Source organism: Agathobaculum hominis (genome assembly GCF_014288055.1).
GTDB lineage: Bacteria > Bacillota > Clostridia > Oscillospirales > Butyricicoccaceae > Agathobaculum > Agathobaculum hominis.
This window is the reverse complement of the sequence record NZ_JACOPK010000006.1, coordinates 1-21,033: the sequence shown is the minus strand read 5'-3', so window position 1 is coordinate 21,033 and position 21,033 is coordinate 1. Positions and strand designations below refer to the sequence as shown.

Sequence of the window (21,033 nt, the reverse complement as noted above, 5' to 3'; positions counted from 1 at the left end):
CCATCGCTGTCACAAGACAGAGCAGACGACTCAACAGTCTCCCTGCATTCTTTCGTTTCCTCATGTTCATATGGTTCCATCTCCTTCTGTTGTAATTTTTCCGTCCGCCCCGGCAGGAGGCTCCCGTGCATCCGAGGTCTCACCTGCCACAATTCTGCCGCGCACCCGCAGCTTGTTCGCACAGGCAATGCACAGATCCAGATCCTCGCAGATCAGAAAGCATCGGTCGCACACCAGCCTGCCGCAGACCGGACAATAGTTGAAAATCTCTGCGGCCTCCGCCGCGGCCATTTCCCGGGCGGCCTCCCGTTCCCGCTCGTAGAGCGTGCGGAAGATCGTGCGCATCCCCTCCGGCTCCGGCTCCGCGCCGGCTTTGGAAAAGCGGATGGGAGTACTGTGCCATATTCCGCTGCATTCCTGACAGCGAACGAGAAAGCGAAACTCCTCAACAGTGGAGCAGTCTCCCATTGCCTCCTTCACGACCCGCTTCATGTATCCGTCCCTCCTCTCCGGCAGTTCTTCCAATCGCGGCTTTGATGATTTATTCATATCAGTTTTTACAGGAAAAAAATATAGGCCTGAGTCATGGTTTTGGGGCAAAAACGCCAAAACATGACTCAGGCATAGACGGAATGCACAAACACAGGCATCACCTTTTGGGTGTTTTCAACAAAGAGAAAACAGCCCGGATTTCCGCGCAAACGCACAAAAACCGAGGACATATGCCTCGGTTTCCGCACAGGAGCTTTCTTCCTTTATTTACCGCCGCCCTGAAGCAGCTCCTCCAGCCGCTCACAGCGCCGGAGAACATCCAGATATGCCTTCAGGCTGTCGTAGGAATTCACGCCCAGCTTACTGTAGATATGGCTGTTATGCCCCTTTACAGTGCCCACGCTGATAAACAGCAGACCGGAAATATCCTTGACCGCATAGCCCTCGGCATAGTAGCGCAGGATCACGCGCTCCGTACCGGTCAGTCCCTTCGCCCGGTCGATCAGCTCGGACACAAGGCTTTCCACCTGCCACGGCAGGGCATCCTCGGACGGTCTCTCCCGCAGACGGCTGTGAAAATAGGCCGTCAGCTCGTCGATCTCCCGAATGCCCGTAGGCTGCCAGTCCTGCTCCTGACTTCTGGCTGCGGCAAAGCCCTGCGTGATCGGCATGGAAAAGCGGCGGGAAAGTGCGGCGGCCAGCGCCAGCATCCCCACCAGAAAGCCGAGGGAACCCAGCACCCAGCCGATGCGGGCACTCTGCGCCCGGTTGCGGTATCCGCTCTCCGGCACCAGCGTTACTGCCGCCAGCGGATAGCCGTCCGCCAGCCGTCCGGGGATGATCTGATACTTGCCGAGATAGGCCGTATCGTTCCATATAAAGGTATCGTAGTCCCGGCCGCCGCGAATCTTCATCTCGCCCGAGGCCGACAGATTCGTTCCCTCCGTGCTGCCCAGCATGGCCTTGTCCAGAAGCAGGGTATCCCCGTTCATGGGCGCCAGCAGCATCACAAAGCTGCCGTAAGGGCCGGAGACCGTGCTGTGAGACAGTCCGAAGTAGAGCTCGCTCAGCTCCATACCGCAGACACCGCGCACCGTTCCGCTCCCGTCCCGCACAGGGACGCACAGCAGCGTCACATTCTCCCAGGTATCCAGCAGCGGCACCCGCTCTGTCCAGAGACAGCCTCCGGAAAGCCGGTCGCCCTCCCACGTCATGACCTGCCGGTAGCCGGGGATCAGAGACGTGTCAAGCTCCGGATTCCAGCGGTTGTGCAGCTGCAGGCCGTTTGCCCGTGCAGCATCCACCGTTCCCCGGAAGCAGGCTGTACTGCCGCTCGGATGGGCAGAGCGCAGACCGGAATAGCGCAGATACACTCCCATGCGGGAGGTTTTAGACTGCGGCAGCGATGTATTGGCTGTAGCATCCAGACAGAAATACACGCCGCTGCAGGTGCTCCCCGCCATAGTGGTCTCCAGCGAAGGGATCAGCGCGGTCTCCAGCTCTGCGATAAGGGCCGGATCGTCATTCAGCGCATCGAAGGAGAGACTGCGGCTGGCAAGAAAGCGCTCCAGTTCTCCGCTGACCGTTTCAGAAAGCTCAATGCCCTGCGCGGAGAGCGCATCCATCTGCGCGGTGAAGAGCGCAGCGTTGTTATTCTGCTGCAACGCCGCCGTTTCTCCAAACTGACGCGCTGTGCGGGAGAGAACACCCGTTACGCTCAGCAGGAGCAGCGCGGCAGCCAGCATCGCCAGCGCCATGCACAGCCAGTACAGCACCAGACTTCTGCCGATGCTGCGGTTACCCGCCGGAATATCCGTTTTGGCCAGACGCCTGCTCCGCAGCATGAGAATTCCCCCTTTCCTGTTATCTGTCATAGCTTTTCCGGAGCTCCTCCAGCGTGGTTTCCATCAGCGTATCCAGTGCTGCCGCGCCCTGCTGCTGATACTGTGCCCGCCCGGCCGCCAGACGCAGACGCGCCGTTTTTTCAAAGCGGGTCTCCAGAGACAGATAGTCCTCCCGCTGGGGCGGCACATAGAACGTATAGTCCTGCCTTGTTTTCAGAAAGGCCTCATACAGCGAAGCATACATAGGATCTGTCAGCGTTTGAATAGCAGCAGGCAGGTCGCGGTCAAAGCCCTCTTTTGTCACCGGCATATAACCGAGAGAGGTAGCGAAATCCACGTTCCGCTTCGGCTCGGTCAGCCACTTGAGGAAGGTCATGCAGGCTTTTTCGCGCTCCGGTGTGGATTTCACGGTACAGATTCCCGTTCCGCGCTGCATGACCAGCTTTTCTCCGCCCTCAAAGATAGGACAGGGCAGCGAAATGATCTCGACCTTTTCGGTGCGGTTGTTCTCATCGGTCACTACGTCGGAATAGTACAGCACACTGGCAGACGAGGCAACGGATGCGATCACATCGCCGGTGCGCAGCGGTTCGGTGGCGTAGCCGCTGCCCAGCCACAGTCCGCCGGTCAGCGCGGCTCTGGCGTAAGGCTTCCACGCGCGGGTAAACGCAGGACCGAAGGCGATGCCGTCCTTGTCAAAAAAGCTCTCTCCCAGCGATTCCACGCCCACCTGAAAGTAGTTGAAGTGGTAATCGTGGACGAAAAAGCTCTTGCCGCCCGACCATTCCGCATATCGCTCCGCCATCGCGTACAGTCCCTCCCAGGTGGACAGCTCGTCCAGAGCTGCGCCGGTTTCGGCGGAAAAACGGTCGAAAGCCGTCTTGTTCACAAAGAGGATCTCCGTGGATTTTGCCAGCGGCAGAATGACCAGACGATCATCGACCGTCCCTTCCTCAATAAATTCCGGAAGGTAGGAATCCAGCTCTTCGTCTGTGAAATAGTCGTGATAATCCGCCAGAATGTTCTCATCCGGCAGGGCCAGCACGGTCTTGGGGTAGGACACGAACAGATCGGGCAAAGCGGGCGCGCCGGGGTCCTTGTAGGCGGCCGCCAGCACGTTTTCATGGATCACGCCGCTGTTGCTGACGCTGTCTACCCGCACACGAATGCCCTGCTCCTGCCCGACAGTATGGTTAAACTCATCCACCAGCGTATTCATGGGCGAGTTTACCTCGCCGCCGTAAACGTGCCAGAGGGTAATGGTGATCGGTTCTCTGTTGTTTTCCCCGCAGGCGGCGAGGCACAGCACAAGACCGGCAGCCAGCGCCGCCAGCATAAAAATTCGTTTTTTCATGGGTATGCCTCTTTCCTTTTCTTTCCTTGTAAAAGTAAGGTGGGATATGATACAATGGAACTGTAATCGAGAGGTCGCTCCCGCTCGCGTGCGGCTCGCTGACGAACGGAGTTCCCCTCTCGCTCCACGGATCATTTTTACGATGCCGAACCGGCTTCGGCGGCTTCGTACACCCTTCTTATACCACAGTTTTCAGATTCTGTCTGTCCCCTAAATCCTCGATTCTGGGTACAAATCGAAAAAAAATTTCAAAAAATCCGCGCTTTCATCGAACATCTGTTCTATTTTGGAGGTTTTTCCCATGAAAAAGCGTTTTCTGCCTCTGCTGCTGTCAGCAGTCCTTCTCCTGGCGCTCTCCGGTTGCGGAGAGGACACTTTGCTGGAAAAAAATGACCCGGTCACTATCGATTTCTGGCATGTCTACGGCGAGCAGTCCGGCTCTCCGATGGATGCGCTGGTGCAGGAGTTCAACAGCACCATCGGTCAGGACACCGGCGTCCGCGTGCGGGTCTCCAACCTGTCCAGTGCGGCCGAGATCGGCGGCTTTCTCAAGGAAGCGCAGAACGGCGGCGACCTGCTCAATATGCCCGACCTGTTCACCTGCCACCTCGCTGACGCGGCCGCTCTGGGCGAGGAAAATCTGGTGGACTGGCGCGACTGGTTCACGGAGGAGGAGCTTTCCGACTTCGTGCCCGGCTTTCTTGAGGACGGCACGAGCGCGGACGGCAGGCTGCTGCTTTTCCCGATCTCCAAATCCACCCAGCTTTTCATGTGCAACGGCACCGGTTTCGACCGCTTTTCCGAGGCCTGCGGCGTGAAATATGAGGATCTCGCCACCTGGGACGGCTTTTACGACGCAGCCGCCAGATTCCATGACTGGTCGGGCGGCAGGACATTCTGTGCGCTGGACTATCCCATCCGGGCCGTCGAGCTTCGCGCCATGGAGTGCGGAAGCGGCAATTTTTATACCGAAAACGGCTGGTACGACCCGAATAACGCCGTTTTCAAGGAGAGCTGGATGCAGTTCGCCCGTGCGCTCGCTCAGGGGCACGTGGTGGTCTCCGACCTCTACTCCAACACGCAGGTGATGACCGGCGAGGTGCTTTCCGGTCTGGGTTCCTCTGCCGCAATCCTCTACTATAACGATACCGTCACCTATCGCGACGGTACGCAGGAGCCGATGGATCTCCATGTGCGGCCTATGCCCAGAACCGCAGGCCGCGACGCCCTGATGACGCAGGCCGGAGTTGGTCTTGGCGCCTGCAGGACCACCGACCAGAAGGCGGAGGCGGCGGCGCTCTTCGTCCGCTGGCTGACCGAGCCGGAGCGAAATCTGGATTTCGTGGCGCAGACCGGCTATATGCCGGTGCGCATCGGCGCCTTTGACGACATCGAAAATTACGACGGGTTCCCCGAACCGGCGGAGAGCTACCGGCAGCTTTATGCCGCGCTGAAAACCATGCGGGAGGACTATACTCCCGTGTCCGAGCCGCGCTTCGCGGACTATTACAGCAAGGTTTCCGTCCTCTACGACGGGCTGCGTCAGATGCAGCAGGAGCTGCCCCGGCGCGCCGCGTCCGGCGAGGATGTGGACGCACTGGCGGAGGAGACATGGGCGCTGCTCTGCTCCATCCGGTAAATCATCCCACGATTTTTGGAGGATATGGATCATGACGCGATCCTCTCTTTCTGAATTTCATAATATCCGCCGCTCCATGCAGAAGCGGCTAGCGTTTTATATGATCACTCTGGCTCTCATTCTGGCGGCAGCGCTGGTGGCGGGTCTGTTTTTCTTCAATCAGCTGAAAAGCCCCCGCGAAGAGCTGGTCACATCGCTGAATTTCCGCATGGAGGCCTTCGCCTCGGATATGGCATCTCTGTGGCGGAACGTTGCCGTCATGGGCATCCACCTCTCCGAGGACATGACCGCCATCGTGGAGGAGCAGACGCCGGATCTGTCGGCGGCGAGCTGGGATCCGGACACCGCAGAGCGTCTGCAGGGAGCCATGCTGGATTCGCTGTGTCAGTACGTCCGGCAGGCAGACTGCTCCGGCGCGTTTGTGATGCTGAACGCCTCTTTGAGCGGCGATGACTTCCGCAGCGGTCTGTTTCTCCAGCGCGGCAACTCTGCCCGCATGAGCAGCGATCTGCTGCTCTACCGGGGCATGGCCGGCGCCGGGCGGCAGAATCATGTGATGCCCCACCGAAAGTGGGCGCAGGAATTCAGGCTTTCGGATTTCCCCGGCCTTGCCGAGCATCTGAATACCGCCTCCGCCCCCATTGACCGCGACTGCCGGACGACCGAGTTGCTGACCCTGCCGGGCACCTCGGAGCGCGCGATCCTGCTGACCGTTCCCATGCTGGGAGCGGACGGCACGGTATACGGCCTGTGCGGCTTTTCCATCAATCAGACCTACTTCTCCGCCCACCACATTCAGCCCTCCGGCATGAGCAGCCTTGCCTGCGTTCTGTCGGACGGCGCGGACGGTCTGGACGCTTCTCAAAGCCTCGTCACCTATCCCGCCGATGGCTTCTGCTTCGTGCCGGAGGAACGGCTGACGGAAAAAAGCATCCGGGAGGGACTGACGGCGTACAGCGGGACAGAGTCCTCCTTTGTGGGACTTTCCCAGCCGTTTCTCGCAGCTGTCGGAGATCCGGAGCCGCATACGCTCACTGTGCTGTTTCCCCGGCGCACCTATCACGGCATTCTGCTGAAAAGCGTTCTGGAGATCGGCGGACTTTTGCTGCTGCTGCTGTTTTTCGGCGTGGTCTGCTGTCTTTACTATACCCGCCGCTATCTGCGCCCCGTCATGCGGGACATCGAGCTTCTCAAGGAAGAGGACTGCGGCGGCGCGCAGATGACCTTCGACGAGCTTCGTCCCGTCTCCGCGAAGCTGCGCTTCCATGAGCAGACGATTACCGATCTGGAAACGGAAAAGCAGGGCATACAGCAGCGTGCCGATCTCTTCCGCTCGCAGAATGAACAGCTTCGCAGCGAAAAGCAGGATCTGCAGGGACAGGTCGAGAATATGCAGAATCAGGTAGAGGATACGCAGGTACAGCTGGATGATTCACTCATGGAGATCCGCCGTCTGGCCTATCTGGGAAAAAAAGAGCTGGATTCGAAGGACTATGAGAACTTTCTGGCCGGCTATGCCCGGCTCAGCTCCAAGGAGCTCGAGATCTGCGATGCGCTCGCCCGAGGCCTCAGCGCCCGTCAGTGCGCAGAACTGATCGGCAGCGCCCCGAGCACCATTGATACCTACCGGAAGCGGATCTACGAAAAGACGAAGATCCATAAGATCCGCCATCTCCAGCTCTGCTACGCGCTCATGCAGATGGAACGGGAGCAGACGAAACAAGAATAGCGAAAAAAAGACCGGGACTGTCTCATTAGGAGACAGTCCCGGTCCTTTTTTCAGTTGTCGTCGTGCTTTTTCTTCCGGCCGAGGAACGCCAGTCCCAGAGCGGACAGTGCACAGAGCGCCGCCCACAGGCCGCCGATGTCGCCGGTTTTCGGAACGCTCGACGTCGGAACCTCGTCCTTGATCGTGACGGTTTCCTGCTTCCCGGTCTCCTCCGGCTTTTTTTCGTCAGTGCCGGTCGGGATCTCGCCGTCCGCGATATCCTGTGCATTGACCGGCGGAAGCGGAGAGGTCGGGGTCGGATCGTCCGGAATATCTACCGGAGGATTGGTCGGATCGTCAGGCTTGGGATCCGGCTTGGGATCCGGCTTCGGGTCGGGTCTGTGATGGCCGCCGCCACCGCCGCCGCCTGGATTGTCGCTCTTTTTCGTGTTGGTGACCGTGAAGCCGTTCTGCGCATCGCCGGAAACCGCAGTGTCATAGCCCTCTACCGTCTCCTCGGAGACCGAATAGGTGAAGCCGCTGTCCAGACCGGTAAACGTATGCGACCATGCGCCGCCGTCCTTGTCGAGCGACTTTTCGCTCAGCAGGGCCGTACCGATCACCGTGCTGCTGCCTGCCGCATCTGTGCGAATCAGATTGATGGTTACTGCGGACGGGTAGCTCTCGCCGCCCTTCCAGACCTTGTGTACGGTAATGTCGATCGGCTCCGTCGGGGTATCGTTTCCGTCGAGGATGACCTCGCCGTTCGTGCCGATGCCGCCGCCGCGCGGCGCTGTGTTGCCCTGAATGAACAGCTCCGCCGCCTTTTCCGCCATTGCCCTGCCGTCTGCGGAAACGAGCGCCTTGAGCGCATAGCTCCTGCTCTCGCCTGCCGCCGGTGCAGCCGGGCTGCCCGGGTTTTGTGCGTCGAACCGTTCATTGCCGCAGCCGCCGAACTGTCCTGCGCTGATCAGCGCGTTGTCGCGGTACCAGGTGACCAGCGCTCCGCCAAGCTGTCTGCCGGAGAAGCTGCTGGAATAGCCGCTCTCCTTGGACAGGAATGCAAGGTCATCGCCCGCCTGCTTTGCGGTGTTGCCGAATACGGCGCTGTCCGTACCGAGGGAGACCGTGCCGGTCGGGCAGGACCAGATGCCGCCGCCCATAATTTCTGCGGTATTGCCGGTAACGAGTGCCTTTTCGATGCGGATATTGTACGGAGGCGTGCTGACATAGACACCGCCGCCGTTCATGCCTGCCTTGTTGTTTACGATAAAGCCGCCGCGGAGGACAACCGTATTCTGCGAAAAGCTGTAAACGCCGCCGCCGCAGGAGGCGGAATTGTTCGAGATCGTGCCGCCGTTCATGGTGAACCGGCCGCCGTCGTTCTTCGCCTCATTCGCAGTCGCAACGCCGCCGCCCATGCCGTTGCCTGCCGCACGGTTTCCGGTGATGGTGCCGCCGTTCATAGTGAATTCCGCGTTGTCCTGTACAAAGACACCGCCGCCGCCTGCGTTGACCGTCGCGGTCGTCGCGTTTGCGGTATTGCCGGAGATCGTGCCGTCGTTCATGACAAACCTTGCAGCGGTGCTCTCGTTATAGACGCCGCCCGGCAGACCCACCAGAACGCCCGCGCCGCGGGTGCCGGTGCCGTCGGAGATCGTGCCGCCGTCCATGGTGAACACAGAGCCTTCTTTGACCAGAACGCCTGCCGAAGCATTGTCCGCTGCCGCGGTGTTCGCCGTGATGCAGCCGTCCGTCATGTTCATCGTGCCGTTATTCAGAACGACCGCGCCGCTGTACTGGTTGGTGAACCGGTTTTCCGTGATCGTGCCGCCGTTCATGGTCAGAGAGCCGCCGCCGTCAACATAGATAACGCCGCTGTCTGCGCTGTCGCTGGCAAGGCCGAAAATTCTGCCGCCGGAAAGCGTCAGCGAGCCATTTACCTGTGCGAACCGGCCGCCGGTGATGTGATGGCACTTGAAGGTGAACGTGCCGTCAAGGATCAGCGCCGCGCCCTCCTCGATTTCGAATACCGGGCCGCGGAAGTTTTTGACGGTCGCAGCCGTGAGGTTTTTGCCGCCGTCCGTCAGCGTAACGGTTTTTCCCTTCGGAACGGTCACGGTCGCATCGAGCGCAAAGCTTCGGGTCGCGGTGATGACAGCGCCGTCCTCAGCGTTGTTGATCGCCGTCTGAAGCGTGGTCGCATCATCGTCCGCATAGATCTGCGGGCCCTCGATGGACTGCACGGTATAAACCATAATCGCTTCGACCTCTGCCGGCATGCTATCGAAGGTAGAAATGGGGTTGAGTTTTACCTTCTCCTTCGATACCGAGACCTCGGATCTGGCCGCCTCGATGACAAAGGAGGTGATCGCCTTGTCGTTTGCAAAAGCGCCGGTATCGATTGCGAGCAGACGGCTCGACTGGCCGTCCTTGCAGCCGATCTGTACGCTGGTCAGTTTTTTACAGTTGAAGAAGGCGAGGCTGCCGATCGACTGCACGCTGTCCGGAAGCACAGCCTCCGTGATGCCGGTCGCGCGGAAGGTATTTTCGCCGATTTTCTCAATGCTCTCGGGCAGGACCAGTTTGCCGGTCAGCTTTACTGCACCGTTGAACGCGCCGGCTCCGAGCGACTCAAGATTTGCAAAGGAGGTTTCATCCACTTCAAACGGAACCTGCACACTCGCGAGCGCCGAAGCGCCGATCACGCGCAGATTGGAAAGCTCCAGACCCTCCAGCTCCGTGATGCCGGTATATTTTCTGGAAATATATGCCCGGCAGTTTGCAAAGGCCTTGTCACCGAGACGGGTGACATTGCCGAGGCCGGTCACGCCGGTCAGACGGAAGCAGTGGTCGAAGGCCTCCTGCGGAATTTCGGTCACATTGTCCAGACCGGTCACGCGGGACAGGTACAGGCAGTTTTTGAAGGCCGCCCGGCCGAGGTTCGTCACGCTGTCCAGCGCGAGCTCGCCGGCGAACGGAACATAAACGTTGCCGTTTTCTCCGCTCTGATCGTCCGAGCCGAATGCGTAGCTGCCGATCTCGGTGATTTTTTCCGTGCCGGTAATGTTCGTCAGTGCGGAGCAGTGCTGAAATGCCTTGTCGCCGATGCGCGCGGATACATGGTTGAAGTCTACGCTCTTGAGCGAGGTCAGACCGGCGAACGCACCTGCTTTGATCTCGGTCAGCGAATCCGGCAGCGTAATGCTCTCGAGTGCGGTGTTCCGAAACGCTCTGCTGCCGATGACCTCCAGTCCCTCCGGCAGGTCGATCTGCGTCAGCGAGGTGCAGCCGCTGAACGCCGCCGTCTCGATCTCCCTGAGGGTATCCGGAAGGCCTACATGCGTCAGCGAGGTACAGCCCATAAACAGAGAGTTGTTCAGGCTCGTGATCGGCGCCTGAATGTCCACGCTGGTAAGGTTCGTGTTGTTCTGGATACCGCGCAGAACACTTACCACATCATAGCTTTCATCATTCCAGGTTACGGACGCCGGGATGACAAGCTCGGACGCATTACCCGTGTAGTCCTGCACCGAAACGCCGCCGTCTACCACGGAATACTTGATACCGTCCTCGGTAGTGAAGTCGGTGACGCGCGCCTCGACCTCAGCCGGTGCGGCCTCGTCAGCCGTCAGCGCCGCCGGGGTTGCCGACGCTGCCGGGTTTTCCGGTGCTGCCGGATTTTCCGGTGCGGCCGGATTTTCCGGTGCTGCCGGGTTTTCCGGCGCTGCCGGGTTTTCCGGTGCTGCCGGGTTTTCCGGCGCTGCCGGGTTTTCCGGTGCGGCCGGGTTTTCCGGTGCGGCCGGATTTTCCGGTGCTGCCGGGTTTTCCGGTGCTGCCGGGTTTTCCGGTGCAGCCGGGGGCTCCGGTGCTGTATCGACTGTGCTCTCCTCGGAAGCCGCAGCCGTCGATTCTGCTTCCAGCTCTGCCGCAAATGCGCTGTATGTTCCCATACCGAACGTCAGATTGAGCGACAGCATGACAGCAAGCAATCTCTTGAAATATCTCTGCCTGTTACTCATAATATCAGTCCTTTATCATGAAGTCTCACAGTTCGCTGTACCCGTCCGGGCATCGGCTCCGGTACGGTGCTCCCCTTGTATGATATAAGGATACCACGCAGCGGTTACAGAAAAAGATATATTTTCTGTAACCCTCTTCAAAATGTATCAGCAGAAATGCACTAAAATGCGATTGAATTTTTGTTACATATGTCCAATCCCTTATTTTCTGAACGCGCTTTCCCGGCAGCAGCCTCACCTTTTTCGAGGACCGCGACCGCTCCGGCTATACCTTTGAGCAGCGCGAAGGCTATCAGGAGATGCGCAGGCAGGACGATCAGGCGGGAAGGCAAGGCTGCATGGGCGCTTGTGACCGGGCATGGCGCTCGATACCGTCAACCGCATCACCGAGCTGTGAGCGGAAATCAATCAATCGAACAGAAAAAGGGCGAAACCATGCGGTTTCGCCCTTTGTTTGTTAAAAACGGAGACGGCCGATCGGCTCCGGCTCAGTAGCTGACGATCAATCCGCCGCGCTCGGCGTAGTAGCTGCAGAGCCCGCGGGTCGGCAGGATCTCGATACTGGTATTTTCCCAGATATCCAGAATGCTGTTTTTCAGCGTCTGAGCCAGTGCGAAATTATCACAATGGCTGATCGCAACATTTCCGCCGATGAATCCGTGCTCCTTCATGGTGCTGACCAGCGTCTGTACGGCCTTTTTCGCACCGCGCGCCTTGCTTTCAAATGCGATCTTTCCCTCGTCGCTGCCGCTGCCGATGCCCCAGATGCCGAGAGCCTTGGCGAGCATACCCGTCAGACGGTGGATGCGTCCGTTCTTGATCAGGTTGTCAAACGAGGAGAGCGCAAAGAGGATTCTGGTTTTCTGCAGAAAACCTCTGGCGTGCGCCGCAATATCGTCAAAGGCATGACCCTGCCGGATCAGGCGCTCGATCTCCTTTACGCAGAGCAGAACCTCCGGTCCGGTGGAAAAGGAGTCCAGAATGACGATCTTTTTATCCGGATCTTTCTCCAGCGCCATATCTCTTGCCGCAAGAGCGCTGTTCATGCTGCCGGACAGCTGCGAGGAAATGGTGATCGCGATCGCGCAGTCCGCCTGTTCAAACTGCGCCAGCCATGCGTCCGGCGTGGGGCAGGAGGTGTGGCTGGCCGAGCGTTCCTGCTCCATGGCGGAGAGCATTTCCATCGTATCCAGATGCTCGTCATCGACAAAATCCCGCTCCCCGATGCGGATGGTAAACGGCACACTGGTCAGCCGGATCCCTCCGTCCGGACTGGAGGAAGGGAGCAGATCACAGCTTGAATCCGTAATAATGTTCCAGTTCATATGTTTTTTCCTTTCTCTTTTACCGAAAATTTTCAGTGTTATCGCAGGGAAAGCGCGCTCTCTCGCAGTCGGTCGATCTGCACCGCACACGGCAGCCGGCCTGTCCTGCACATTTTCCTTCATAAAACAGAAAATAAAAAATGCGCGGTCTTGATGTTTTATTTATTATATAACAGAACGCGCATTTGATAAATAAAAAGTTTTACAGATGTTTGCAGATGCCGGTATGGCCGTCAGCGGGTCAGATATTGCAGGATCAGCACAAGGATCAGCATATGTACGGGATAAAAGGCATAGCAGGCATACTGGAATGGCTTGCTGTGATAGCCCTGCCGTCCGCGGTACAGCCAGATGGGAAGGAGCGCCAGAAGTGCAAGCCCCTGCTGACAGATCTCAAATTCCATGCCGAATATATGGACAGGATACAGCAGACCGCCCAGCAGCTGCACATTGACCCAGTAGAGGGCGAGAAGCTGTCCTGCCAGACACCACCACTTCCGTCCGCGGAAGAAGTAGAAGATAAAGATCGTCAGCACGCCGGTGCCGTAATAGTCCACCATGCTCAGGGTACCCAGCACTGTGCCGATCAGCACAACAAGCAGGGCGGTGAGCAGATACAGCCATGTTTTCTGCTTTTTACGCACGGTTTCCATCAGATGAATGCCCAGAAGACCGAGCAGCAGCGTCCAGATCACGTTCTGGTGCACCGGATAGAACCAGGTTCCGCCGTACATCAGGTCGAACGGCACTTCGGAGAGCACGGCAAACAGCGCAAGCCGCAGGGCGTATTTCCGGAAGCTGTGGGTGTGAAAATATCCTTCCACCGCCATGAATGCGAAGATGGGGAAAGCCAGCCGTCCGGCACACGTGAGCCAGTCCTGCGCGGGCAGGAGGGTCGCCCAGAGATGATCCATCAGCATCAGCGCCATGGCGAGAATGTGAAGTGCTGCGGCGCTGAGGGAAAAACGGCCGGAGGCGGAAGAGGACAGGTTGTTGGTTGACATACGGGTGCTCCTTTATCGGAATTATTCGGTAATCGGGATGGGAGCCACAGGAATGTGCTCTGCATTTATTATATACAGGAGAGCGGACAGCCGCAATACCGCAGCGATAAACTTTTTTGTGAAATATCCGCTCTCGGCGGGGATGGCACGGCGCACAGACGGAAAACACCCTGCCGACCGGTGCGATCATGCTGCGCTTGCCGAGCATATCGCGCAGCAGTGGACACAGGTGCACAACGATAATTCGATGGGTATAAACAGCAGGAAAGACGAGGAAACTATGGATAATCAAGGAGGTGTCCCCAAATGGAAATGAATATCCATGACGATGCACAGATCGTAGAAATCTGGTTGACAAATGCAGAAAAGACCGACCCTGTGCTGCAAGATGAACTGAAAGGAATCTACGCGGAATATAAAGCGAAAAAATACATGGTCGCCGTGTTTCAGTCGGGACAGGGCGATCTTTATGAGAATACTCGCGATCTGCTGCTGTTCAACCGCCGTCGCGCTGCCGAGCGGGCAGTGCAGGCGCGCAAGGCGGCAGGGGCAGTGAGCGCGGTCAGGCAGATGCCAGTTTTTGGCCGCTTGCAATGTCAAACGGATTGATATACAATCAGCCTGTCGAAGCAGCCCGGCCGAATGCCGCCTGCATTTCTGAATTTGACCGCCAAAACCGAGCGATACCGCAGGAGAAAAGCACCATGACAGAAACCTTCCGCATAGCAGGCTACACCCGTATCTCCGTCGATGACGAGATCGACCGGGACAATGTATCCATCGAGAACCAAAAAGCCATCATCGAGGACATTGTAAAAACGCAGTTTCCCAGCAGCAGCCTCACCTTTTTCGAGGACCGCGACCGCTCCGGCTACACCTTTGAGCAGCGCGAAGGCTATCAGGAGATGCGCCGCGGCCTAATGAGTCATAAGTACGACATCCTCATCATCAAGGACTTTTCCCGATTTTCCCGCCGCAACAGCCGCGGACTGGTGGAGCTGGAAGACCTGCGTGATGCAGGTGTCCGCATTATCTCCATCGGCGACGTCATTGACTTTCCGAACGACGATGACTGGCTGAAAATCCAGTTCCAGTTTCTTGTCAACGAAATGCCGGTCACGGACACCTCACGCAAGGTCCGCAATGTTATCAAACGACGGCAGGCGGACGGCAAATGGCTGTGCGCCGCACCGTACGGCTACATCATCAACACTCAGCAGCAGTTTGAGATCGTGCCGACCGAAGCGGATATTGTGCGCCGGATTTTTGATCTCTACAACAATGATGGCTGGGGCTACAAGAAGATTGCCAATTACCTGACCGAGCAGGGCGTGCCTACGCCGCGCATGTCTGAGCAGATGCGCAGGCAGGCCGAGGGCAGGACGACCAGGCGGGAAGTCAAGGCTGCGTGGGCGCTTGTGACTGTGCAGGGCATCCTCGACAACGATTTCTACATTGGCACGCTGCGGCAGGGTAAGTTTACGCGGGCAAAGATCAACGGCAGGGATATCCGGCGCGACGAGGACGAACAGATCGTTATCGAGAACCACCATCAGCCGATCATCGACTACCGCACGTTTGCGACCACCCGCGCTCTGCGGGAGAAGCGCACCCGCTCGAACTACCGCGGTATCAAGAAATACGATAACGTCTATTCGGGTTTTCTCGAGTGCGGCGACTGCGGCGCACCGATGTTTTCGATGAGCCGTTCGGACATTGCCCCGGCGTACACCTGCGGCACCTATCACCGCCGCGGACGAGCGGGCTGCACGCGCCACCATATCCGCGTAGACAAGCTGGACGAGCTTATGCGGCTGTACATCCGTCGGGTGATGGACGGCTCTGCGGAGATGCTCGACAGGCTGAACACGGAATTGGCCCGTGAGGATAATCAGATCGTGGAAACCGAACAGTCGGCGGACAATCTGGCCGAGGTGCTGGATGATCTGACGGCAGAACTCAAGGCCACCAAGCGCCAGCGCATCCGCGACATTATGAAGCACCCGGAGAACGAGGAAACACTGGGGACGCTGTACGACGAGATGGAAGCCGAGCTGCAAAGCAAGATCAACGGCCTGAATCACCAGATCGAACTGCTGTCCAACAAGCGCAACACGATCATCGAAGTCAACCGCACGGCAAAGACAGCGCTCGACGTATTTGATGATCTGCTGCACAAGCCCAAGATGGAGCGCAATGATCTGGAACTCATGATAGACAGGATCACGGTTTACGAGGATCATCTGGAAGTACATCTGCAAAGCGACATTGACGCGCTGCTGCAGAGCACGAGAGAGGAGAACGTCGTAAATTTTAATTCAGGCATCGAAGCCAGCGAAAAATGCCGCATTGTCCAGCGTGCGCGCGGTCAGAAGGACAAGGTTTTCGATGTCAGTGTTATCAGCAGCGGTGACCCGCTGGAGATTTACACCGACCGGGACGGCGAAGTGATCTTCAAAAAATATTCCCCTATGGGCGAAATGAGCGCGATGGCGGCAGAGCTTGCGGATGCGCTCGCCCGGACAGCGGGCATGAGCTGCGCCATCAGCGACCGCGATGCCGTGATCGCGGCGGCAGGCGGCGCGAAAAAGGATGTTCTCGAAAAAAGCGTCTCAGCGGAGCTGGAACAGCTGATGGAGCAGCGTATCATCTATGCGCGCGGCGAAAGCAGTCTGCCCGATATTCCGCTCTCCGGACGCGACGGCTACCGCCTCGTCACGGCCGTGCCCGTCATCACAGACGGCGATGTCAGCGGCTGCGTCGCATTCATCAGCGAAAAGGAGGATACGGCGTCCAGCGAGGTGCTGCTCGGGCTGTGCCAGTCCGCCGCACAGTTTCTCTCGCGCCGCATCGCCGTATGACCCTTCCCCTGTCCGCAGGAGCACCGCGCGGACAGGGGGATTTTCTTCTTTTGCGCACAAAAAACCGCGGCGAGACTTTTTCTGCGTCTCACCGCGGTCATTCTTTTCTATTTTCCTGCTGTCCGTGTGCGCCGCAGACGCCTGAGTACCGGATACAGCTCGTCCCGGTCAACATTCCGCGTATGCACGACCCCGTAGCCGCAGCTTTCCAGCACCGTATCCACGAACTCGTCGCGCGCCTGACGCGAGGGCGTATCATGCGTGAAGTCGTCCAGCTCGATGACCAGCCTGGGCTCGCTTTTGGCGCTGCACACCACGAAATCCACATGCTTCGCGCTGACCTTGTTGAGGTAGAGCTGGTACTTTCTGTGATGCGGACGCGGCTCCGCCAGATCGAGCAGCCGCACCTTGACGAACAGGACAAGGCCGAGCTCGTCCGTCATGGTCTTCAGCGTCCTGTACGCCGCCCGCTCGTGCGCGGAAAACAGCGGACGCGCCTGATAGGCATGGCGCAGCTCGCGCGCCGCGAGCCATGCGCTGAGCCTGCTCCATGCAAGGCTGATCAGGACAAGCAGCACAGCCGCCGCCGCGATACAGAGAACGATCGTCTTTTGCTCCATCTTTTCTCCGTATCAGAAGCCGAACGCTTCGTAATCCTCGCGGATAAAGCGGTGGTAGGACGCGCAGCCGTCGTCCTCGAGCTTGATGCAGTAGCGGAAGCCGTCCGGCTCACCCGAGGTAAAATAGATGAGATAGTCGAACTCATCGCTTCCCTCGATCCTCTCGCAGGTCACGCTATCCGAAAAGCGATGGAACACCGCGAGAATATCGTCCAGACTGACCTCCAGACCGCTCATGACCGCGAGAAACGCCCGGAGAAAGCCGCTGTCGGGCACCTTCTCATGGACAAACTCCGCGCCCTCCGCCGGGACATGGAAGCAGAAGCGCTCCCCGTCGCGCACGACCTCGACCGCGCCGAGCGTCGGCGCCTCGTGCGCGGCAAAGCCGCGGAGCGCCCGCTCGACCGCATCCGCATCCTCTTTCGTTCCGAGCATATGGGCGACCGACGAGGCCGGATAATAGAACGTGATGGCGTGGCGGTCATAGCCGATCTTGGTCTGTGCCTCCTGTATTACGCCCACCAGACTGCCGTGCAGCCGGTCAAAGCCTTTGTTTTCCTGCATATGGTACACCTCTGATATGGTTTCTGCTGTAAAAAGGGTATCACAGTTTGCGGCCGATTGCAAGTCAGTTCCAGTAATCCGTCTTTTCCTTCAGCGCGATATTTTTCGCCTTGAATACCGGGTTCCGGCCCTCGCGGCGCTGCTTCATATAGTCCGACAGCGCGCGCATCGCCGTGCCGCCGAGCCGCAGGATGACCGGCAGGTTGATGAGCGCCATAATGCCCATCAGGACGTCTGCGATGTCCCAGACCAGACCGAATTTCATCTGCGCGCCGATAAAGACAACGACGCAGGCGAACGCATGGAATACGTTCAGCTGTCGGTGGGAGATCGTGCGGCCCGCGATATAGTTCAGGCAGCCCTCGCAGTAGAACAGGTTGCCGAGCAGTGTCGTGAACGCGAACAGCAGCAGAGCGATGGTGATGAAATACGGCCCTGCCGCGCCGAAGGTCTGCTCGAGCGAGGCCTGTACGAAGGGAGCGCCCTTGAGCGACTCGCTCGGCTCAATGCCGGTGCACAGGCACATCATGGCAGTCGCGGTGCACACCAGGATGGTGTCGATGAATACAGACAGCATCTGCACAAGACCCTGCTTGACCGGGTGGGAGACGTCTGCTGCCGCCGCCGCGTTCGGCGCAGAGCCGACGCCCGCTTCATTGGAATACAGGCCGCGCTTGATGCCCTGCATGAGGGCGGACGAGCCGAAGCCTGCCGCGCCGCCGAAGATCGCCTTGAAATCGAACGCGCCCGCGAAAATGCGGCGCAGCACCTCGGGCAGCATGCCGGCGTTGATCACCATGACGATGAGCGCCATGATGATGTACAGCACGCCCATGACCGGCACGAGCACGCCCGTGACCTTGACGATGCGGTTGCCGTTGCCGAAGATGCAGATGCCTACAAGGAGCGCGAGCAGCGCGCCGCCGATGATCGGCAGGAGATGCGCGCCCGAGGCAGTGACGAGCGTATCATAGAAGTGATAGCTCGACATGCTGTCGATGAGGTTGAAGGAGGCGAGCATGTTGAAGCCGATCGCATAGGTCGCGATCAGCGCGATCGCGAAAATAATGCCGAGGCTCCGGCTTCCGAGAGCCGCCTGGATATAGTAGGACGGGCCGCCGTAGCTGCCGCCCTTGGCGCTGCGCTTTTTATAGATCTGCGCGAGCGTGCTCTCGACAAAGGCGGTCGCGCCGCCAACCAGAGCGATGAGCCACATCCAGAACACCGAGCCGTAGCCGCCGATGGCGATGGCGTTGGCGACGCCGACGATATTGCCCGTGCCGACGCGGCTCGCCGTCGAGACCATCAGCGCTTCAAACGCGCTGACCGCCTTGGTGTCGCCCGATTTTTCGCTGACCACGCGCACCGACTCCCCGAGCAGACGTACCTGAACGCCCGCCGTGCGGATGGTGAAGTAAACGCCCGCCGCGAGCAGCAGGATGATGAGCACATAGCTGTACATCAGATCATTGAGCGTGCCGACCAGACCGGCAAAGCCGTTGTAAAGAGTATCTAACATTGCATTCTCCCTTTCCCTGCGATGGCAAGCGCACCGCCGGTTTTCTTTTTCTATCGCAGACGAAAAGAAAAAGGACGTTTTTGCCGTCCTCATTTTACTTTTCGTCTATATGGATATAATCAGTATACCATAAATCCAGCCTGTTTACCATACCCTTTTTGACATATGGTGCGGTTTTCCCCGGTTTTATCCTGCCTGTGCTGTCCCTTTCCGCTTTGTCGTTCCGCATGATCCCGGTCTCCATCGTTCTGTGCCGGTTTAATCTGACACTGTCAGTATAATCGCGGTTTCCGTATTTTAAGGGATATCCGCCAGTTTATGAGTTGCTTATAATTTTCATAGCAGCTTGCTTTTCCGCGGCTTTGCCGTTATACTGAAAGCAGACACGCGAGATAACAGCAATTAACTTGTCGGACTCGTCCGCGTCATCGACGACAGCGAAATGCTCGCCTGCATGCACTATGTTCTCGTGCGCCCGACGCACCACGGACAGGGTATCGCCGGAAAGATGGTCGAATACATCAAGGAAAAATACAAACATTATCTGTATATCGAGCTTATGCCCGAGGAACGCAAAAACGCCGTTTTCTACGAAAAACATGGTTTTCGGATCATGCCGGACGGCGCGCCGATGTTCCTTGCGAACTACGAAAACAAAATCTGATATTGCAGAATCGAGGGGCGGTTCCCCGCCCCGGTTCCGGAAAGGAGATCACCATGGTTGTTTCAGCAAAGGAAATTCTTGCGGAGGCCGAAGCGCTCCGCGAGACGATGATCAGCGACAGACGCACTCTCCACGCCGCCCCTGAGGCCGGCGCCGACCTGCCGCGCACCCGGGAATACGTTGCCGGCCGGCTGCGCGAAATGGGCTACGAGCCGAAGGAGCTCGCAGGAGGCATCACTGCGGAAATCACCGGTTCGGATACCGGGGCCTGCGTCCTGCTGCGTGCGGATATGGATGCGCTGTGCGTCACCGAGCAGACCGACCTGCCCTTTCGCTCGCAGAACGGCTGCATGCACGCCTGCGGCCACGATATGCACACAGCGATGCTGCTGGGTGCGGCAAAGCTGCTGCGCGGGTATCAGAGCAAGCTGAATGGTACCGTCAAGCTCGTATTTCAGCCCGACGAGGAGGGCTTTACCGGTGCGAAGGCGATGCTTGCGGCCGGTGTGCTGCGCGAGCCCGCGCCTCAGGCCGGTTTCGCTCTGCATGTCCATTCCGGCACGCCGTCCGGCCTCGTGCTGTGCGGTGAAGGCACGTTCATGGCAGGCTGCACCCTGTTCCGCGTTACGGTTCACGGCACCGGCTGCCATGGCGCTATGCCGGAGACCGGTGTCGACCCAATACACATCGCCGCGAACATCTATCTTGCACTCGAAGAGCTTGTCGCACGCGAGGTCGCGGCGAAACAGCCTGCGGTCATCACAGTCGGCAGATTCACCGGCGGCGACGCACCGAATATCATCCCGTCATCTGCGATCCTTGAGGGCACGATCCGCACGTTTGACCGCGAGCTGAGCGCCTGCCTGCTCCGTCGCATCGGTGAGCTTGCGCAGGGCATTGCCGCGGCGTATCGCGGAACAGCTGAAGTATGTGAGCTTGCTTCCGCGCCTCCGCTCAAAAATGATGACATTGCACTCGATTTGTCCACAGCCTGTGCAAAAGAGCTGTTCGGCGATGCGTCGGTCTATCGACTCCGCGACGGCGGCATGGGGTCGGAGGATTTTGCATCCTATACCTACGAACTTCCCTGTGCCTATCTGCTTCTCGGCGCCGGGACTGCACAGGAGGATTCGCGCTATGGCAAGCCGATGCACAACCCGAAGGTTATATTCAATGAGGATATCCTTCCGCGCGGCGCAGCACTGCATACACTGACCGCGCTGCGGTATCTGGAGCAAACTTGAGGTTAAACAGCGCTCAGGGGCAGCCTTCCGGCTGCCCCTTCCCCGTTTCCCGGCAAACAAAAAAGCATCATCCGAAGATGATGCTTTGATGGAGCTGATAACCAGATTCGAACTGGTGACCTCATCCTTACCAAGGATGCACTCTACCGACTGAGCTATATCAGCAAAAGAAA

At 58.5% G+C, this 21,033-nt stretch carries 14 protein-coding genes, 1 tRNA gene and 1 pseudogene; 6 read left to right on the top strand and 10 right to left on the bottom strand.

Annotated elements, in window-relative coordinates; all coding sequences use genetic code 11:
• Positions 1-66 precede the first annotated feature (66 nt).
• From H8S02_RS07485 to H8S02_RS07475, 3 genes are all read right to left on the bottom strand, one after another.
• The gene (locus H8S02_RS07485) at positions 67-492 is read right to left on the bottom strand and encodes a hypothetical protein (protein ID WP_186970000.1); all 426 of its coding nucleotides are present in this window, start codon (positions 490-492) and stop codon (positions 67-69) included.
• Between the two features lie 263 nt (positions 493-755).
• Positions 756-2,336, bottom strand: a complete 1,581-nt coding sequence (locus tag H8S02_RS07480) for a helix-turn-helix transcriptional regulator (protein ID WP_186969999.1) — start codon at positions 2,334-2,336, stop codon at positions 756-758.
• A gap of 19 nt (positions 2,337-2,355) precedes the next feature.
• Positions 2,356-3,690 (bottom strand): extracellular solute-binding protein, encoded by a 1,335-nt coding sequence (locus H8S02_RS07475; RefSeq protein ID WP_186969998.1) that lies wholly within the window; start codon positions 3,688-3,690, stop codon positions 2,356-2,358.
• Positions 3,691-4,066: 376 nt separating this feature from the next.
• On the opposite strand from H8S02_RS07475, the gene H8S02_RS07470 reads away from it, so the two are divergent.
• Both H8S02_RS07470 and H8S02_RS07465 read left to right on the top strand, forming a co-directional pair.
• Positions 4,067-5,329, top strand: coding sequence for an extracellular solute-binding protein (locus H8S02_RS07470; RefSeq protein WP_243166451.1), 1,263 nt, complete (start codon positions 4,067-4,069; stop codon positions 5,327-5,329).
• A gap of 31 nt (positions 5,330-5,360) precedes the next feature.
• Positions 5,361-7,058 carry a helix-turn-helix transcriptional regulator gene (locus H8S02_RS07465; RefSeq protein WP_186969996.1) on the top strand — a complete coding sequence of 566 codons (1,698 nt, stop codon included), beginning with the start codon at positions 5,361-5,363 and terminating at the stop codon, positions 7,056-7,058.
• Positions 7,059-7,108: 50 nt separating this feature from the next.
• Here H8S02_RS07465 and H8S02_RS07460 read toward each other — a convergent pair whose 3' ends face one another.
• The 3 genes from H8S02_RS07460 to H8S02_RS07445 form a co-directional block, all read right to left on the bottom strand.
• Positions 7,109-11,059, bottom strand: a complete 3,951-nt coding sequence (locus H8S02_RS07460; RefSeq protein WP_243166450.1) for a leucine-rich repeat protein — start codon at positions 11,057-11,059, stop codon at positions 7,109-7,111.
• Between the two features lie 488 nt (positions 11,060-11,547).
• The gene (locus tag H8S02_RS07450) at positions 11,548-12,384 is read right to left on the bottom strand and encodes a DegV family protein (RefSeq protein WP_186969993.1); all 837 of its coding nucleotides are present in this window, start codon (positions 12,382-12,384) and stop codon (positions 11,548-11,550) included.
• 233 nt (positions 12,385-12,617) lie between these two features.
• Positions 12,618-13,388, bottom strand: a complete 771-nt coding sequence (locus tag H8S02_RS07445) for a TraX family protein (protein ID WP_186969992.1) — start codon at positions 13,386-13,388, stop codon at positions 12,618-12,620.
• A gap of 306 nt (positions 13,389-13,694) precedes the next feature.
• On the opposite strand from H8S02_RS07445, the gene H8S02_RS07440 reads away from it, so the two are divergent.
• Together H8S02_RS07440 and H8S02_RS07435 are read left to right on the top strand one after the other, a co-directional pair.
• On the top strand, positions 13,695-13,997 hold the full coding sequence (locus tag H8S02_RS07440; RefSeq protein ID WP_186969991.1) for a hypothetical protein: 303 nt from the start codon (positions 13,695-13,697) through the stop codon (positions 13,995-13,997).
• Between the two features lie 95 nt (positions 13,998-14,092).
• Positions 14,093-16,249, top strand: coding sequence for a stage V sporulation T C-terminal domain-containing protein (locus tag H8S02_RS07435; RefSeq protein WP_186969990.1), 2,157 nt, complete (start codon positions 14,093-14,095; stop codon positions 16,247-16,249).
• Positions 16,250-16,356: 107 nt separating this feature from the next.
• Here the strand turns inward: H8S02_RS07435 and H8S02_RS07430 are convergent, their stop codons facing one another.
• The 3 genes from H8S02_RS07430 to H8S02_RS07420 form a co-directional block, all read right to left on the bottom strand.
• Complete coding sequence (locus tag H8S02_RS07430; RefSeq protein WP_186969989.1) at positions 16,357-16,869, bottom strand: DUF2726 domain-containing protein; 513 nt, start codon at positions 16,867-16,869, stop codon at positions 16,357-16,359.
• A 12-nt stretch (positions 16,870-16,881) separates the two neighbouring features.
• Positions 16,882-17,433: a DUF3877 family protein gene (locus H8S02_RS07425; protein ID WP_186969988.1), complete on the bottom strand. Its 552-nt coding sequence runs from the start codon at positions 17,431-17,433 to the stop codon at positions 16,882-16,884.
• 64 nt (positions 17,434-17,497) lie between these two features.
• Positions 17,498-18,952, bottom strand: a complete 1,455-nt coding sequence (locus H8S02_RS07420) for an alanine/glycine:cation symporter family protein (RefSeq protein ID WP_186969987.1) — start codon at positions 18,950-18,952, stop codon at positions 17,498-17,500.
• Positions 18,953-19,370: 418 nt separating this feature from the next.
• On the opposite strand from H8S02_RS07420, the pseudogene H8S02_RS07415 reads away from it, so the two are divergent.
• Together H8S02_RS07415 and H8S02_RS07410 are read left to right on the top strand one after the other, a co-directional pair.
• A pseudogene (locus tag H8S02_RS07415) lies at positions 19,371-19,616 on the top strand (GNAT family N-acetyltransferase); the annotation flags it as partial.
• 53 nt (positions 19,617-19,669) lie between these two features.
• Positions 19,670-20,860 (top strand): M20 metallopeptidase family protein, encoded by a 1,191-nt coding sequence (locus tag H8S02_RS07410; RefSeq protein ID WP_186969985.1) that lies wholly within the window; start codon positions 19,670-19,672, stop codon positions 20,858-20,860.
• An 89-nt stretch (positions 20,861-20,949) separates the two neighbouring features.
• Here H8S02_RS07410 and H8S02_RS07405 read toward each other — a convergent pair.
• Positions 20,950-21,025: transfer RNA gene (locus H8S02_RS07405), tRNA-Thr, on the bottom strand.
• Positions 21,026-21,033 lie beyond the last annotated feature (8 nt).

Bases quoted from the DNA above. Each gene is read 5' to 3' on its own strand.
- H8S02_RS07485 (WP_186970000.1), bottom strand. From the start codon at position 492: ATGAAGCGGGTCGTGAAGGAGGCAATGGGAGACTGCTCCACTGTTGAG.
- H8S02_RS07480 (WP_186969999.1), bottom strand. From the start codon at position 2,336: ATGCTGCGGAGCAGGCGTCTGGCCAAAACGGATATTCCGGCGGGTAAC.
- H8S02_RS07475 (WP_186969998.1), bottom strand. From the start codon at position 3,690: ATGAAAAAACGAATTTTTATGCTGGCGGCGCTGGCTGCCGGTCTTGTG.
- H8S02_RS07465 (WP_186969996.1), top strand. From the start codon at position 5,361: ATGACGCGATCCTCTCTTTCTGAATTTCATAATATCCGCCGCTCCATG.
- H8S02_RS07460 (WP_243166450.1), bottom strand. From the start codon at position 11,059: ATGAGTAACAGGCAGAGATATTTCAAGAGATTGCTTGCTGTCATGCTG.
- H8S02_RS07450 (WP_186969993.1), bottom strand. From the start codon at position 12,384: ATGAACTGGAACATTATTACGGATTCAAGCTGTGATCTGCTCCCTTCC.
- H8S02_RS07445 (WP_186969992.1), bottom strand. From the start codon at position 13,388: ATGTCAACCAACAACCTGTCCTCTTCCGCCTCCGGCCGTTTTTCCCTC.
- H8S02_RS07440 (WP_186969991.1), top strand. From the start codon at position 13,695: ATGGAAATGAATATCCATGACGATGCACAGATCGTAGAAATCTGGTTG.
- H8S02_RS07435 (WP_186969990.1), top strand. From the start codon at position 14,093: ATGACAGAAACCTTCCGCATAGCAGGCTACACCCGTATCTCCGTCGAT.
- H8S02_RS07430 (WP_186969989.1), bottom strand. From the start codon at position 16,869: ATGGAGCAAAAGACGATCGTTCTCTGTATCGCGGCGGCGGCTGTGCTG.
- H8S02_RS07425 (WP_186969988.1), bottom strand. From the start codon at position 17,433: ATGCAGGAAAACAAAGGCTTTGACCGGCTGCACGGCAGTCTGGTGGGC.
- H8S02_RS07420 (WP_186969987.1), bottom strand. From the start codon at position 18,952: ATGTTAGATACTCTTTACAACGGCTTTGCCGGTCTGGTCGGCACGCTC.
- H8S02_RS07410 (WP_186969985.1), top strand. From the start codon at position 19,670: ATGGTTGTTTCAGCAAAGGAAATTCTTGCGGAGGCCGAAGCGCTCCGC.